Origin of the sequence: Zunongwangia endophytica, assembly GCF_030409505.1 — a bacterium.
Taxonomy (GTDB): Bacteria; Bacteroidota; Bacteroidia; order Flavobacteriales; family Flavobacteriaceae; genus Zunongwangia; species Zunongwangia endophytica.
Genome location: NZ_JAUFPZ010000002.1, coordinates 2,447,661 through 2,464,030 on the forward strand (window position 1 = coordinate 2,447,661; position 16,370 = coordinate 2,464,030).

The 16,370-nt window shown below is 35.4% G+C and carries 11 protein-coding genes; 3 read left to right on the forward strand and 8 right to left on the reverse strand.

Annotated features, from left to right (window positions below):
• Positions 1-83: 83 nt before the first annotated feature.
• From QWY91_RS10685 to QWY91_RS10700, 4 genes are all read right to left on the reverse strand, one after another.
• Complete coding sequence (locus tag QWY91_RS10685; RefSeq protein WP_290234782.1) at positions 84-1,322, reverse strand: ATP-binding cassette domain-containing protein; 1,239 nt, start codon at positions 1,320-1,322, stop codon at positions 84-86.
• 3 nt (positions 1,323-1,325) lie between these two features.
• Complete coding sequence (locus QWY91_RS10690) at positions 1,326-2,237, reverse strand: alpha/beta hydrolase (RefSeq protein WP_290234786.1); 912 nt, start codon at positions 2,235-2,237, stop codon at positions 1,326-1,328.
• A gap of 896 nt (positions 2,238-3,133) precedes the next feature.
• Positions 3,134-4,963, reverse strand: coding sequence for an ABC transporter ATP-binding protein (locus QWY91_RS10695; protein WP_290234788.1), 1,830 nt, complete (start codon positions 4,961-4,963; stop codon positions 3,134-3,136).
• 125 nt (positions 4,964-5,088) lie between these two features.
• Positions 5,089-8,331, reverse strand: a complete 3,243-nt coding sequence (locus QWY91_RS10700; protein WP_290234791.1) for a S41 family peptidase — start codon at positions 8,329-8,331, stop codon at positions 5,089-5,091.
• Positions 8,332-8,585: 254 nt separating this feature from the next.
• Between QWY91_RS10700 and QWY91_RS10705 the strand changes: the two genes are divergently transcribed.
• Positions 8,586-9,128 (forward strand): RNA methyltransferase, encoded by a 543-nt coding sequence (locus QWY91_RS10705; protein ID WP_290234794.1) that lies wholly within the window; start codon positions 8,586-8,588, stop codon positions 9,126-9,128.
• Positions 9,129-9,535: 407 nt separating this feature from the next.
• Here QWY91_RS10705 and folK read toward each other — a convergent pair whose 3' ends face one another.
• Positions 9,536-10,663 carry a 2-amino-4-hydroxy-6-hydroxymethyldihydropteridine diphosphokinase gene (gene folK / locus QWY91_RS10710; RefSeq protein WP_290234798.1) on the reverse strand — a complete coding sequence of 376 codons (1,128 nt, stop codon included), beginning with the start codon at positions 10,661-10,663 and terminating at the stop codon, positions 9,536-9,538.
• Between the two features lie 110 nt (positions 10,664-10,773).
• Here folK and QWY91_RS10715 point away from each other — a divergent pair, with 110 nt between their 5' ends.
• Positions 10,774-11,478: a queuosine precursor transporter gene (locus tag QWY91_RS10715; RefSeq protein ID WP_290234801.1), complete on the forward strand. Its 705-nt coding sequence runs from the start codon at positions 10,774-10,776 to the stop codon at positions 11,476-11,478.
• A gap of 52 nt (positions 11,479-11,530) precedes the next feature.
• Positions 11,531-14,233, forward strand: a complete 2,703-nt coding sequence (locus QWY91_RS10720) for an AsmA family protein (RefSeq protein WP_290234803.1) — start codon at positions 11,531-11,533, stop codon at positions 14,231-14,233.
• A gap of 88 nt (positions 14,234-14,321) precedes the next feature.
• On the opposite strand, the gene QWY91_RS10725 is transcribed toward QWY91_RS10720, so the two are convergent.
• From QWY91_RS10725 to QWY91_RS10735, 3 genes are read right to left on the reverse strand one after another with little or no spacing between them, the layout of a single operon-like run.
• Positions 14,322-14,879: a hypothetical protein gene (locus QWY91_RS10725; RefSeq protein WP_290234805.1), complete on the reverse strand. Its 558-nt coding sequence runs from the start codon at positions 14,877-14,879 to the stop codon at positions 14,322-14,324.
• Positions 14,880-14,910: 31 nt separating this feature from the next.
• Positions 14,911-15,471, reverse strand: a complete 561-nt coding sequence (locus QWY91_RS10730; RefSeq protein WP_290234807.1) for a sugar O-acetyltransferase — start codon at positions 15,469-15,471, stop codon at positions 14,911-14,913.
• Positions 15,472-15,480: 9 nt separating this feature from the next.
• Complete coding sequence (locus QWY91_RS10735) at positions 15,481-16,275, reverse strand: DUF2797 domain-containing protein (protein ID WP_290234810.1); 795 nt, start codon at positions 16,273-16,275, stop codon at positions 15,481-15,483.
• Positions 16,276-16,370 lie beyond the last annotated feature (95 nt).

Below are 16,370 nucleotides of genomic sequence, written 5' to 3' on the forward strand. Positions count from 1 at the left end.
ATCAAAATTCAGCATTTAAAATTTAAAATAGTTTTAAATCTATTTTCTAAAAGCGAAGCGATCTCATGTCTAAATTCTAACGACTAAACACTAATCTCTTTTCCTTCCGATCCTCCTACCGAAGGAAATAACTCGTATTCAAAATCGGGATGTAGGCCTTTTTCTTTTCGGTGAGAAACATAAATAATTGCGGTTTCGCTTTGCGCTGCTATTTGATTGATCAGATTTGTTATTTTTAAAGCACTTTTATCATCTAATCCTGTAGAAGGCTCGTCTAAAATTAATAATGGTGGATGTTTTATCATTGCCCTGGCAATTAGGATCATTCGCTTTTCGAGATTCGGTAAATCGTTAAACACTTTTTTGGCTTTATTCTGAAATCCTAAAGTTTCGAGCCATTGCTGTGCTAAAGCTTTTTGTTTATCCGACGGTTTTTGATATAAACCTACGCTATCTAATAAACCTGAAATTACCATGTCTTCAACCGTGTTTCTTCGATTAAATAATTCTGTAATTGCCGGGGAAAAATAGCCAATTTTCTTTTTGATATCCCAAACCGATTCGCCACTACCTTTTTTATTTCCGAAGAGAAATAAATCGACTCCGTAAGCTTTAGGATTATCGCCATAAACCATGCTTAAAATCGTAGTTTTACCTGAACCATTTGGCCCCGTAAGTTTCCAGAATTCACCACGTTTCACTTCCCAGCTGATATTATTTAAAATACGCCGCTCTTTGTAAGAAACAGTTACGTTTTCTAATCTCAGTAAAACTTCAGGAATATTCTCGAATACTTTTGGAGCAGGCGGAATAGTGCTTTCTTGCTCTAAAAATTGATTGTCATTTTCGCTAAAATCAATTTTATCTTTCAGCACAATATTCTCTTCTGTATCAAAGGTTAATACGGTATCTATAAAATCTAGAATATCTTCTTTTCTTCGGAAAATTTGCAGCATACTAAAATCAGATTCTAACTCGGTTAAGCGCTGCTTAAAACTTGCTACCGACTGTACATCTAAACAATCGAAAGGATCGTCTAAAATTAAATAATCCGGTTCCTTTTTCAACAAATACTCTAATAAAGCTTTTCGTTTTTCACCACTAGAAAATGTGCGCAAACTTCGATTTTCTTCTTTAACTAAAATAGAATTTCCGTGTTTTTGGTCTTCTTTTATAAAATTTTGTAAAACTGCTTCTGAATGTTCTAAGCCTTTTTTATACTGGAATTCCTCGAAACCAGCTACTTTTTTATCGTTGTTGATATCAGCGATAAGTTTAGCAACTGCTCGGTAATTCTCTGCGTAAATCGCAATATGTGTCATATTCTATTTTAAATTCTTAAGCCAATCGATTAGCCGGGTACTCCAATTTTCTAAATAATACTTCCCGTTTGCTAAAGCAAATCCATGCTCTCCTTCAGGATAAATATGCATTTCAGTTTTTATTCCATTTTTTTGTAAAGCAGCATACATACGCAGACTGTTTTCTACTGGAACTGCACCATCATCACCGGCATGTAATATAAAAGTCTCTGGAGTATTCTTAGTCACTTGTAACTCGTTAGAAAATTGTTCTTCTAATGCCGCACTTGGGTTTTTACCCAAAAGATTATCATGAGATCCTTGATGCGTTATTGCTGAATCCATACTGATTACCGGATAAATTAAAACCATAAAATCTGGACGCATTTCTTCGGAATCTGTAATATCTATTCCTGAGTACATAGCTTCCTGAAAATGCGTTCCTAATGTTGAAGCTAAATGGCCACCGGCAGAAAAGCCCATTACACCAACTTTATTTTTATCAATATGCCATGCTGAAGCATTCGCCCGCAACAATCTGATACCACGCTGTGCATCTTGAAGCGGTGCTTTAAAACTTTCTTTTATGGAAGCTGATAATGGTAAACGGTACTTCAGCACGCCGGCAGCAATTCCTTTTGAATTTAAAAATTTGGCAATCTGCGTGCCTTCCCAATCGTACGCCAAACCTGCATATCCTCCACCGGGACAAATAAGCACTGCCTGGCCGGTTGCCGATTGCTTCACCGGTAGATAAACTTCCAGAGTTGGTTTTTGCACTTTTGAAATCCAAACGACATCATCATCATTTATTTCTTCCTTTTCGGTAGATTGTTGATGATTAGGTATTTTGTCTTCAGGCCATAAAGGCAATGTTTTAACCTGTGCTGAAACTGATAAACCAAGAAATAGAAAAATTATGCTGAACGTCTTCATTAGAAATTAAGTTTAGCATAAAAATAATTAATTCTTCGAGGATAACGTAAGAAGAATCTAAAAACGGAAGTTAGAAGTACGAATTTTGAAGTTATAAAAAAGACAAAAATCAGTATTCAAAATGTTGAATTTTGAATGCTGAATTTTAATGCCTGCGATCGATTAAAGTCTAAGGAATACAGACTTTTTCAAACGCAAAACTAATCAGGATGAGATCCCGGGTCTACCGATAGCTATCGGGACGGGATGACGGAACTTTCCGAGCGTTTTTTCAGCAGTACGTCATGCTGAACTTGATTCAGCATCTCATTGACCTTCTAAAATCGATATTATCGAATTCGAATTGATTTTTTTTTTAAAATCCAAGCACAATGAGATCTCGGGTCTACCGATAGCTATCGGGACAGGATGACGAAACTTTTCGAGCGTTTTTTTCAACAGTACGTCATGCTGAACTTGATACAGCATCTCGTTACGCTTTTAAAATCCAAATTATTGAATTTGAAGTGAATTTTTCTCAAAAACCAATCAGGATGAGATCCCGGGTCTCCCGAAAGCTATCGGGACGGGATGACAAAATTTTTCGAGCGTTTTTTCAGCAGTACGTCATGCTGAAATTGATTCAGTATCTCATTGACCTTTTAAAATCGAAATTGTTGAATTTGAATTGATTTTCTTTAAAGCCAAGCACAATGAGATACCGGGTCTCCCTACAGTTATCGGAACGGGATGACGAAATTTTTTAGATTTTTCTATCAACTAAGGTCTAATAACTAACCACTTTTAGATAAAACGAACCAAAAAATCAAGAATCCTTTGATGGGAAATTTTCCGACGGAAGACGCTAAACAGAAAACAGAATGGAACAATCCCCATTCGGGGGTTAGGGGGATCTTTTACTGATATCCTGCAGCTTGAAGATTAAATAATTCGGCATACAGCTTATCATTTTGCATTAATTCTTCATGAGTACCAATTTCTAAAACCGAGCCGTTTTTTAAAACCATAATTCGGTCGGCAATTCGAACGGTGCTAAAACGGTGCGAAATAATTACGGCAGTTTTGCCCTGAGTAAGATTTATAAAACGATCGAAAGCTTCAGTTTCGGCACGCGCATCTAAAGCTGATGTTGGTTCATCTAAAATCAAAACCTCAGCATTTTTCATATACGCTCTTGCAATTGCAATTTTCTGCCATTGTCCACCAGAAAGATCTTTTCCTTGTTTAAAGCGTTTTCCTAATTGTTGGTCGAAACCTTTTGGAAGATCTGATATTACTTGATTCGCTAAACTTTTTTCTGCAGCAGCATCTAATTTCTCTTGATTTTCAATTTCCTTAATATCGCCCATCGCAATGTTCTCTCTCAGCGTCAATTCAAACTTTACAAAATCCTGAAAAATTACTCCGAAATATTGCTGATATTGGGTTTTATCATACTGCTTCACCGGTATTCCTTCTAATAAAATTTCGCCTTCTGTAGGTTCATAAAATCGAAGTAATAATTTTATCAAGGTAGTTTTCCCTGCACCATTTTCTCCTACAAAAGCTAACTTTTCTCCCGCTCGTAATTCAAAATTAATATTTCGAACCACCCATTGCTCTGATTTTGGATATTTGAAGCCTACATTTTTAAAACTGAAACCTATTTTTATTTCCTTCGGAAGTGGAAGTCCGGTTTCTACATCATCTTCATACTTTAGATCTAGAAATTCAAAATAATCCTGAAGGTATAAAGCACTTTCTGTAATTTGGGTGAAGCGCGTAAAAAAGCCTTGTAATTTTGAACGTAAGCGATTAAACGATCCCGAAAGAAAAGTAAGATCACCAAGCGTAAATACACCTAAAACCGTTCTAAAAACAATTAACGCATATGCTCCATAATAAGCGGAAGTTCCAATTACATTAAAAACAGAACCCCAACCGGCCCGTTTTTTTACCAAAATTTTATTAGCCAGATAATATTGATCGGACAAACTTTTAAAACGATTCGCCAGATAATTGGACAAACCAAACAATTTGACCTCTTTGGCAGTAACATCGCTCGCCCCGGCATAACGTAAATAATCAAGCTCCCGGCGTTCTTGCGTCCAGCTTCTTGCCAGCGAGTAACTGGTACCACTAAATTTAATTTCATTTAAAATTGTGGGTACGATAGAAACCACCAGTAAAACCAACAACCAGGGTTCGAAAGCTACTACCCCAACCAGTAGCGAAATAATAACAATTACATCTTCGCCCTGAGTTAGGATATTCGACATTAAACCAACTCTTCCGGTTGTTTGCCGCCTTGCTCTTTCAAGTTTATCGTAAAATTCAGAATCTTCTAACTGATCGAGATTCAGCTCGGCTGTTTTTTCAATAATTTTTACTGAAGTATCTATAGAATATTGATCGCCCAATAAGGCATCGGTGAGCGAAACCGCTCTATTCAATAAATCCGAAAGAATCGCTAAACCAAATTCAGCCGCTACAAATATCCATAATCTTGAAAAATCTTTTACTTCAGCATCGATTTGTACCACAACCTCATCAATAATAATTTTCCCAATCCACAATAAGGCTAACGGAATAATTGCACTTAAAATTCGGCTTCCCACATTAGCATAAAAGAGCAACGGATTTACTTTTCTGATTTCTTTAAAAAAGCGAGGCACAAATTTTAAAGAAGCAAAACTATCTTTAAGATTTATTTTATTGGGTTCTAATGATTTTTTAGGTCTTGGCAAATGCTTTGGTTTAAAAAAGTTCTTTTATATGGTCTTTGAAAATACAAAATCCTTACTTCCTAGCTAAAAATATAAAAGCTCCGAAAATGAATCCGGAGCTTTTATATTTTCAGTTTTAAAGAAATTTATTCTTCAGAAACCTGATCGAGTAAAACTTCGATTCCCTTTTCTAATTGTTGATCGCGACCTTCGCTAATTACGCCTGGCATATTTTTCACAATTATATCGGGTTCGGTTTGGTTATTTTCCATCCATTCTCCGGCTTTATTCTTTGCGCTAACAGGAACAACTCCCCAAACTGTACCATCGGCTAAACGCTCCCAGCCCGCGAAACTACAGGTTCCTGGTACCGGCATTCCAACAGTGGTTCCGATGTTTAAATCGGTATATCCACTAGCATAACAATGCCCGTCCGAATACATACTTTCATTAAACAAAGAAAGCGTAGGCTTGGTCCATCTGGACGTCGGTTCGCCACCCACTACTTTAGCTTCAGTTTCGTAAGTTATAAATGGAGTTCCGGTAAAAAATGCGGCTAAATCGGCTACCAAATCTCCACCTCCGTTAAAACGAGTATCTACAATTACTCCTTTTGTTTCAAAATATTTCCCCATCATATCTTCGTAGATCGATCGATAAGGCTCGTCACTCATTCCCGGGATATGAACATAACCTAATTTACCACCACTCTTTTCTTCAACTTCCTTACGGTTGATGCGTACAAAACGATTGTAAAGTAAATTGCGTTCTTCTCCTAAAGAAATTGGCTTCATGGTAATTTGTTTCGGCTTTTTAGCCTCAGGATCATTGAACTCTAACAAAACAAATTTATCGGCTTTATGATTCAGGTATTTTGCAATATCCTGATCGCTTTCTATCTTTTCGCCATCTATTGCAGTAATGATCATTCCTGCTTTAATGTCATAAGCTGCTTTATCTAAAGGCCCGCCTTTAATGACTTCAGTAATTTTGATTCCGTCTTCTTTAAAATCGTAATCGGTAAAAATTCCTAAAGAAGCTGTTTCGTCTCCTTCATCACTTCGATTACTATATCGAGCACCAGAATGAGAAACATTAAGTTCTCCTAACATTTCTGCAAGCATCTCTGCAAACTCGTAGGAATTTCCAATATGCGGAAGATATTTTTTATACTGAACATATAACGAATCCCAGTTTTTTCCGTGGAAAGTAGGCTCGTAAAATACATTTTTGGTTCTGATATACACATGGTCGAACATCTTTTCTCTTTCAGCAACTTCATCATAATACATATCTCCTGAAATTTTAATACCTTCAGATTTCTCTTTTTCAACATCTATTTTAGATATATTTCCGCCGCTTAATAAATAAAGATTTTCCTGTTTTTCATCCCAAACTAAGCTTCCACCTCTAGAATTCAGTTTTACCGCCATATTGGTTTCACCCGTACGCAAATTGGTTTCCCAAAGGTTATTTTTGTCTTCGAAACTAGACAGATAATAAATTTTCTCTCCATCCTTAGATAGCACGGCATCACTTAAGCTACTGGAATGAGTCGTCAGTCGTTCTTTGCGCTCTTTTAATCCATCCCAATCAAACTCCAAAGCTTTGGTTTCTTCTGCCTTCTTTTTATCCTTTTTAGATTTATTTTTGTCTTTTTCGTCCTCGTCCTTATCTTCTTTTAACGCCTCTTCTACGGCTTTCATCAGCTTATAATCTTCTTCAGACATTTTGAATTTATCATAAGCATCTTGCGTAAAGAACATCGAATACACATCGGTTTCGGTTCTTCCACTGGTGGCGTAACTTTTTAGTCCGTTTCTGTTACTAAACCAAATCATCTGCTTTCCTTCATTCGCCCATTTTGGTTCGTAATCCTGATAACCACTTTCGGTTAAATTCTCACGCTTACTACCATCGGCTGCTAAAAGCAGCACTTCATTATTGCTAAGTAATTTACCCCAATCTACCAACAACCATTTACTATCGGGACTCCAGGTAAAATATTGATCGCCATCGCCCATTGTAAATAAATCCTTTGGAGTTAACAGCTCAATCTCCTTTCCTGTAGCAACATCTTTCACCTTTAAAGTTCTTCTACCTGAAATATAAGCCAGCTTTTTACCATCGGGAGAATATTCTGCCAGATAGCTATCATCCTCGTTTTTGATAAGCGTTTCTTCTTTTAGTAAAGTTGAAGCATAGAAAAAAGGTTCTTCTTTTCGTACAATTTCAGTTTTATATACATTCCATATTCCATCTCGTTCACTAGAATATACTACAGATTTGCCATCTGGCGCAAAAGAAAGAAAGCGTTCGCGGTTGGGCGTGTTGGTTATTCGTTTAGTAAGTGAACCATCGGTAGAAGTAACAAATACTTCTCCTCGCGCAATAAAAGCGATTTCTTTTCCATTAGGAGCGATTGCCATTTCTTCTACTCCGTCATTAATATTGATGTAATTATCGCTATTGTCTCCCGATTGTGTTCTAATATTTACCTGTACTTTTTTAGGTGACTCACCTTCTTTCATGGTATACAATTCGCCATCATATCCAAAAGACAAAGTACCATTCCCAAAACTTAAAAAACGTACCGGAAAATCTGTAAAATCGGTTAATTGTACGTTTTCTTCAGGATTCGCTAAAGACAATTTATGAATATTGAAATTTCCGCTTTCTTCACTTAAATAATATAAATTCTCTTCAGATTTATCAAAAATCGGTTGGCGGTCTTCCCCTTTAAAAGAAGTAATCATTGTATGCTTATCTTCTTCCACATAATATTTCCATAGATCGCGAGTCACCGAAGATACATGATGTTTACGCCATTCATTTTCTCCTCCCGGTTTATCGTGATATACCAATGTTTTTCCATCTTCACTTACCTGAACATATTCTGCCGGGATGGTAAAAATTTGATCTACACGTCCTCCTGAAACCGGCACTTTATAAAGTTCTGGTTGCGAACCGGTAGGAAATTGACGATGTTCTGCCAAATCCTGGCGAACTGCACCAAATATAACCGACTTATTATCTGCGGAAAAAGAATACGGATGCTCATCGTTACTATGGAAAGTTAGCCGTGTAGCGGGACCGCCTAAAGCATCCATTACAAAAACATCGAAGTTGCCATAACGGTCGGATGCAAAAGCCAATTGCTTGCTATCCTTACTCCACACCGGCATATAATCATGCGCTTTATGATAAGTTAATTGTTTGGCATCACCACCGCTGGCAGCAACGCTATATAAATTCCCTTTATAGGTAAAAGCGATGGTTTTTCCGTCGGGAGAAATACTTTGATAACGAATCCATTGTGGACTAACCTGAGCAATACTAATCATATTAATAAATAGTACTGCGACTAGCGAAAAGAGCGTTTTCTTCATAAATTTTATGTGAATGTTTTCAAGAAAATTAAATATTCTCTCAAAGATGATAAAAAAAGATGAGGTTTAAAATTACAGATCATTCCTAAAGATGCTCTGCAAAACCTGATATTTCTATTCTATTTCAGAATTGCTAAAATTTGATTTTTTAAATCTTTATTTAAAATAAAATCAATTGCGAAAACAGCAAAAATTAAATTATCCTTAGTGAATTCAAAAAGCGAAAAAAAAGCATTTATTTTTATTTTTGCAGCATGAAGAATAGAAAAATCAAAAACAGCGAGTTAAATCGAAAGTCGGTTGAAGAATTTAAAGAAGCCGAAAAAACACCTATTATCGTTATTTTAGATAATATTCGAAGTCTTAATAATATTGGTTCGGTTTTTAGAACTTCTGATGCGTTTTTGATTGAAAAAATCTATTTATGCGGAATTACGGCGAAACCACCACATAAAGATATCCAGAAAACCGCTCTTGGCGCTACCGAAACAGTAATTTGGGAACATGTTGAAGATACTTTAGAACTAGTTGAAAAACTTAAAGAAGATCACGTAAAAGTTTTTGCAATAGAACAAGCTGAAGGTGCGGTTATGCTTAATGATTTTAATCCTGAAATTAGCGAAAAAATAGCTATAGTTTTTGGGAATGAAGTAAAAGGTGTACAGCAAAAAGTAGTCTCAGCTAGTGATGGTGTAATCGAAATTCCGCAAGCCGGAAGCAAACATTCTTTGAACATCTCAGTAAGCACAGGAGTTATTCTTTGGGATTTATATTCTAAACTGAAATTTCAGGATTAGATCGCTTCGTTTTTGGAGCTTAGATATTAGACGTGAGATTTTAGAAGAGACGAGAGAGTCGAGATGCAAGAATCAGGATGAAAATTTTAAATTTTGAATGTTGAATTACAAATATAAAACGGCCTATCGAAAATTACTCGTAAAATTGGAAGTAAGAGAAGCGTCTTAATTTTAGGCTGTCTGAGCGATAGCGAGTTTCTAAAATTCAGCTTCCGAACGTACAATTTAGAGTAAGTTTAGTAAGCCTAGACTTTTTTGTTTCTTTTTTCGGCAATGGAAAAAAGAAAATGAATGAGTCCAAATAAACTTCTTTTTTCGTCATGACAAATTTGATTCAGAATCTTATCCAACACGATGAGATTCCGTGTCAAGCACGGAATGACGATCAATACATTGTAAATTAAAATCTACAAATCAATCTCCGCTAATAACTTCAAATAATCTTTGCGATTGTTTACAAAATCCAGTTCAGAAATATCGATGATCTGTACTTTCATATTCGTTTGAGATTTCATGAAAGACAAATAACTTTTATTGATATTCATTAAATAATCGGGCTGAATATTCTGCTCGTATTCCCGGCCTCTTTTTTTTATATTCTGAAGTAAACGCTCGGTATTTTGATAAAGATAAATGTACAAATCTGGTTTTACGAGTTCTTTGTACATCAAATGAAATAGCTTTTGATAAAGCGAATATTCATCTTCTGCCAGAGTTATTTTAGCAAAAATAAGCGATTTAAATACATCGTAGTCTGAAATCACAAAGTCTTTAAACAAATCATACTGCGCTAAATCGTCTGATAATTGTTGATAACGATCGGCTAAAAAAGACATTTCCAACGAAAATGCATAACGCTCCTGATCTTCGTAGAATTTTGGTAAAAAAGGATTGTCTTTAAAACGTTCTAAAATTAATTTCGCATTAAAATCCTGAGAAACCATGGTCGAAAAACTGGTCTTTCCGGCACCAATATTTCCTTCAACAGCGATATAGTTACAAGCATTGAATTTCAAATTCATTGTTGGTACTTGCAATTTTTTATCAATCTTAGAAATTTCAGAAGCATCATTTACTTCTAAAAGCAATTGCTGAATTTTCTTTTTCAGAACTGGATGCACTTCAGCTGAAGCAATATCGTTTAAAGGCTGCAACACAAATCGTCGATTTTGAATTTGTGGATGCGGTAAGGTTAAAATTTCTGTCTCCACCACTTCATCTTCAAACAACAACACATCTAAATCTAAACATCGATTTTGGTAATTTCCAGTATCGTTTCTTTTTCGTCCAAAATCGGCTTCGATCGCCAATAATTTACGCAGCACATCTTCCGAAGTAAAACGTGTGTTAACTGAAATACATGCATTCAAAAAAGCATTCCCACTAAAGCCCCAAGCCGGAGTTTCATAAACCGATGAAACCTGCAAAACGCTACCGATTTCCTCAAAAATCCTATCGATGGCTTTTTGCAAAATATTAAAACGTTCGCCTTCATTGCTTCCCAGCGCTATATGTACTATCTTAGGGGCTTTCAAACTTTATTTAAGAAAATTTTAATAAGGGATCTGCTATAATTTCACAGCAAATTAAGCAAAACAAATGCACATACCCTTAATTTTGCGACTAAGTATTTCAAAAAAATAATTTGGCTCAACTGAACTTAAAAGATAAACTAACTGCCTATAGATTTTATCTAATTTTAGCGGCTTTATTTATCGCTTCTCTGGTCGTTTCGAACTTGATTTTCCAAAAATTTTTTAGCTGGGATTTTTTCGGAATTTACACCTTTGAGATCTCGGTTGGCATTTTACCCTATCCGGTTACTTTCTTAATCACCGACATTATTAGTGAAGTTTACGGAAAGAAGAAAGCGAATCAGGTTGTAACCGCAGGGATTTTTGCCTCGCTTTTTTCTTTACTAATTATTTATACCGCAGATGCTGTACCGGCAACCGATTGGTCGCCCATAGGAAATGAGCTCTTTCAAAAAGTATTTGGTGCAACCGCAATTGCTGTGATCGCATCGATGCTTGCTTACTTACTAGCACAGTATATTGATATCCAGCTTTTTCATTTTTGGAAAAAACTTACCAAAGGAAAGCATTTATGGATACGAAACAACTTTTCAACATTTCTATCCCAATTTGTGGATACATTCTCGGTACTAATTTTGCTTTGTAGCTTTGGTAAAATAGAATGGGATAAATTTGAAACGCTTTTACTTAGTGGTTTTCTATTTAAAGTGCTCGTCGCAATTTGCGATACTCCGTTTCTTTATTTATCCGTTTTTGCTATAAGAAAGCGATTTAAACTAGCACAGGGAGAAGAAGTTATATTAGAACAAGAATAATTCGCAATAACTTACCTGGCATTAATTAACGACTTACTAAACTAGTCTCATTATGAAAAAAGTTTTAAAAATTATAGGGATTACGCTGTTGGTGATCATTGTATTACTTATTGCAGCGCCATTTATATTTTCATCACAGATCGAAGATTTCGTGAAAAAAACGATTAATGATAATGTTAATGCAAAGGTTGAATTTGCCGATATCGACCTTAGTTTTCTAAGAAGTTTCCCGCAAGCTACAGTTGTACTAAGTGAGATTAGCGTAATTAACAATGCTCCTTTTGAAGGTGATACTCTTGCTAATGTAGAAGAATTAACGCTTGAAATGAGCATCAAAGAATTGTTTAAAGGAAGTGAAGAAGCCAAAAAGATCGATGAGTTTAAAGTAAACAATGCGTATATCAATATCCTTGTAGATTCTTTAGGCCAGGCAAATTATGATATTGCCATTGCAGATACTACAGCTACGGCAGAGACGCAAACCTCATCGAATACTAGTGGCGGATTCAGTTTAGATGTGCAGCATTACGAGATCAATAATTCGAAATTGAATTACGTTGATAAAGGTGCAAAAATGGCGTTGATTTTAGAGGAATTAAATCACCAGGGAACCGGAGATTTTTCACTCGATCAAACCGAATTAGATACTGATACCGAAGCTATCGTTTCTTTCGAATTTGATAGTATTAACTATTTAAGCCGAAATAAAATAGCTTTAGATGCCGTGCTTCAAATGGATCTGGAAAATATGAAATATACGTTTCTAGAGAATGAAGCTACTATAAACCAATTACCTTTAACTTTTGATGGTTTTGTCCAAATGGAGGGTAACGATACGAACATCGATCTTACTTTTAAAACACCTTCATCTGATTTTAAAAACTTCTTAGCAGTAATTCCTGAAGTCTACGCCAAAAACATCGAAAATGTAGAAACTACAGGAGATTTTGTAGTGAACGGAATAATTAAAGGAACAGCTAACGATACTTATATTCCAAAATTAGATATTAAAGTAAGCTCTAGTAATGCTTCTTTTAAATATCCAGATTTGCCAAAAAGTGTAGATGATATTAATCTGGATCTTCGTGTGTTAAACGAATCCGGAATTGTAGAAGATACCTACTTAACCTTTAACAACGTAAAGTTTAGAATCGATCAAGATCGCTTTGCTGCTAATGGTAGCGTAAAAAACCTAATGGGAAATATGCTAGTGGATCTGGATTTAGATGGAACCCTAAATTTAGCGAATCTCGATCAGGCTTATCCGCTGGATATGGATTTAGACTTAAATGGTATTTTAACGGTAGATGCTTCTGCTAATTTTGATATGGCTAGTATAGAAAAAGAGCAATATCAAAACGTAAAAAGCAGCGGTACGGCAAGTATTAAAAATTTCAGTTATAAATCTCCAGAAATCCCGAATGAGGTTAAAATATCCAGCGCGAAAGTAAACCTTAACCAGGGGAATGTTTCAGTTCCGGAACTAAATTTAACGACGGGACAAACCGATTTGCAAGCATCAGGAACTATACAGAATTTGATGGGATTCTTATTTACCGATCAGGTGCTAAAAGGAGACTTCAACGTAAAATCAAATACTTTTGCAGTTAGCGATTTTATGGTTGCACAAACTGAAGAAAAACCAGCTACAACTTCAGAAGAAAATTCTTCAGAAGAAACAAAAACAGAAAAAGTGACTACGGGTGAAGAGGCTATAAAAATTCCTTCATTCTTAGATGTCGCGCTTAGCTTTAATGCAAATAAAATTTTATACGATAATCTTCAGTTGACCAATGCCAAAGGGAAAGTGATTATACGTGATGAAACTGCTACATTACAAAATATCACTTCAGATATATTTGGCGGAAATATCGCATTAAACGGAAATGTTTCTACCAAAAATCCTACGCCTACTTTCGATATGTCTTTAGACCTGAATGCGATAAGCATAGCGGAGTCTTTTAATGATTTGGAATTAATGCGAGGTCTTGCTCCTATCGCAAATGCGCTACAGGGAAAAATTCAGACTAATCTTAAACTTAAAGGTGACCTAAATAATGACCTTACTCCTATTCTTACCACTTTAGCCGGAGATGCTTTAGCCGAAATTTTAACTGCAGATGTGGATACCAAAAAAATGCCGCTTTTAGCAAAATTAGATGATCAGCTGAATTTTATAGATCTTGATGATATCAATCTAAATAATTTAAAGACAAAATTGAACTTTGATAACGGCGCGGTTAATATTCAGCCATTCGATTTTAAAATTAAAGATGTTTTAGTGCAGATTTCAGGAAGTCATGGTTTTGATATGAATATGAATTATAAGCTGAATTTGGATGTTCCTGCAAAATATTTGGGCAATCAGATAAGTGGCACCTTAAGCAAACTTAGCGGATCTAGTCTTGAAAATACGAAAGTTGAAATCCCAGTGGGATTAAACGGAACCTTCCAAAGCCCTAAGATTAACCTGAATATGCAACGAGCAATTACTAGTTTAACTCAGAAAATTGCTGAAGAACAAAAGGATAAATTAAAAGAAAAAGGAACTAATGCTCTAAATGACCTTATTAATAAACAATTAGGGAAAAATAACAAAGGTAATCCTACAACGACCGACAGCACGGGTACTGCAAAACCAACAAAAGCTCCAGATTCTACAAAAACTCAGGAGAAGAAAATCGAAGATGCGGCTAAATCTATTCTTGGCGGGCTTTTGACTAAGAATAAAAAGAAGAAAGATACTGTGCAATAGTTCAATGAGTAGTGCGTAGTGCGTAGTGCGTAGTGCGTAGTGCGTAAAAAAGAAGACCCGCTTGGATTCTAAAAATCTAAGCGGGTTTTTATTTAATATTTATGTTGTTTGCCTCCGCAATATTAGCTGGTGTCTTTGTGATAAACTTTGCCAATACAATATGATGACCTTTCTTGGAAGTCGGTATTTCTTCTAAAGTTAGTTTCAGCATAAAATTTGTATCCACCTTATATAAAGCACAATCAAGATCTAGCACTTCTTTATCTATTTGAACTACGATAGGCAAATCAATATCTGCATGTTCTAAAATGAGATCTTTTATAGACACATACTCAGGTTGATATTCGTCTTTATAGGTAATAATTATTTTACCATCAAAATGAGCGCTATCTAGAATAAAAGGCTCTTTCTCGACTTCAAGACTTTTAATATTATCGGGGTTTAGGGTTGGATACAAAACCTGATTCGCTATAAATTGATCTTCTATAAAAAGAGCGATCTGATCTTCAGCATTAGCACTATTCAATAGATTAACGACCTCCATTTCAGAATCTTCTGAATACTTTTTTTGGGGATGTTCTATTTCTTGTCCAAAAAGCAAAGAAGTTGTAAAAAATAATAAGACAAAATTCGATAATTTCAACATAAATCTTATTTTTTAGTACAAACAGGAAACACTATTTCTCTATTTTTTTAATTACTTTACAAGGATTTCCGGCAGCGAAAACATCATCAGGAATGTCTTTGGTCACTACACTTCCTGCTCCTATAACTGCTCGATTTCCAATTTTGACACCGGGACAGATGGTAACATTCCCACCAACCCAAACATCTTCTCCTATTTCTATCGCTTTAGAAAATTCTAAAAGTGAAGCCCTTTCCTTTGCATTTAGAGGATGCGAAGCAGTATAAATTTGCACATTAGGACCAAACATACTTCGAGAACCTATGCTAACTTCCATGCCATCCAAAATGACACAATTAAAATTGAAGTAAACACCGTCTCCAGTTTTGATGTTATACCCGTAATCACAAAAGAAAGGTGGCTGAACAACTAATTCTTTTCCACCATTCGGAATCAAATCTTTCAAAGTAGCAGTTAACTTTTCCGGCTGTTCTTCGGGAATAGAATTATACTTTTTTATAAGTTCCCTCGCTTTCAAACGCTCTTTAGTCAGCTCTTCATCACCAGCAAAATATAATTCACCAGAAAGCATTTTTTCTTTTTGTGATTTCATACGTTGGTTTTAAGCGATCTTAAGTTCTACCACAAAACCTTCATGAGCTCTAACATTAAAAGCAGTTCCATCTTCAAATAATAGATATTGGCCTTTTACACCCATTAATTTTCCCTGATAAAATGGTGATTTTGTAAGATTCAGCGTTTTAATTTTTGATGAAAATTCCTTTACAGGAAACTTAATTTCAGTTTCTTTATTATCCGGTAAATAGTACGCTTTGGCTTCTTCAGGAATAAAATCTTTTAATTTTTCTCGCTCTTCTTCCAGGTTTAAATCTAAAATATCATTGGTTAACATTTTCCGCCAGTTTGTTTTATCAGAAACATGAGCCTTTAAAGCAATTTCTGTAATTCCGGCCAAATATCTATTGGGAACTTCTACAATTTCAATTGCTTCGTGTGCTCCCTGATCGATCCATCTTGTAGGCACCTGAGTTTTACGAGTCACACCAACTTTTACATTACTTGAATTTGCTAAATAAACGATATGCGGTGTTAGCTGCACTCTTTTTTCGTATTCTAAATCTCGATCTTCCTGATCTAAATGTGCTTTACTGAGTTCTGGCTTCATAATCCATTCTCCCGCCTGCGGTATCGAGGTAAAACAATCGTAACAAAAACCCTGTCTAAAAATTTTCTTTTGTTGTCCACAATTAAGGCATTGAAAACGTAGAAAATTCAGACTTAAGTTTTTCTCTAGAAGCTGATTAAGATTTAAAAAATCGTTCTCAAATTCCAGATAATACTCTACATTTTCCAACAGTTCTGTTTTCATTTTGGTGAGCACACCTTCGTATCTCATATCTTTTTCATTATTTTTAACTGATGCGTTTTTGCAGGCTTCAAAGATTCGGTTATTTTTAACCTACCAACCAAAAAGCTCTGTAAAGAGTTGAT

Coding starts and splice junctions, on each gene's coding strand:
- QWY91_RS10685 (WP_290234782.1), bottom strand. CDS start 1,322: ATGACACATATTGCGATTTACGCAGAGAATTACCGAGCAGTTGCTAAA.
- QWY91_RS10690 (WP_290234786.1), bottom strand. CDS start 2,237: ATGAAGACGTTCAGCATAATTTTTCTATTTCTTGGTTTATCAGTTTCA.
- QWY91_RS10700 (WP_290234791.1), bottom strand. CDS start 8,331: ATGAAGAAAACGCTCTTTTCGCTAGTCGCAGTACTATTTATTAATATG.
- QWY91_RS10705 (WP_290234794.1), top strand. CDS start 8,586: ATGAAGAATAGAAAAATCAAAAACAGCGAGTTAAATCGAAAGTCGGTT.
- QWY91_RS10720 (WP_290234803.1), top strand. CDS start 11,531: ATGAAAAAAGTTTTAAAAATTATAGGGATTACGCTGTTGGTGATCATT.
- QWY91_RS10725 (WP_290234805.1), bottom strand. CDS start 14,879: ATGTTGAAATTATCGAATTTTGTCTTATTATTTTTTACAACTTCTTTG.
- QWY91_RS10730 (WP_290234807.1), bottom strand. CDS start 15,471: ATGAAATCACAAAAAGAAAAAATGCTTTCTGGTGAATTATATTTTGCT.
- QWY91_RS10735 (WP_290234810.1), bottom strand. CDS start 16,275: ATGAGATACGAAGGTGTGCTCACCAAAATGAAAACAGAACTGTTGGAA.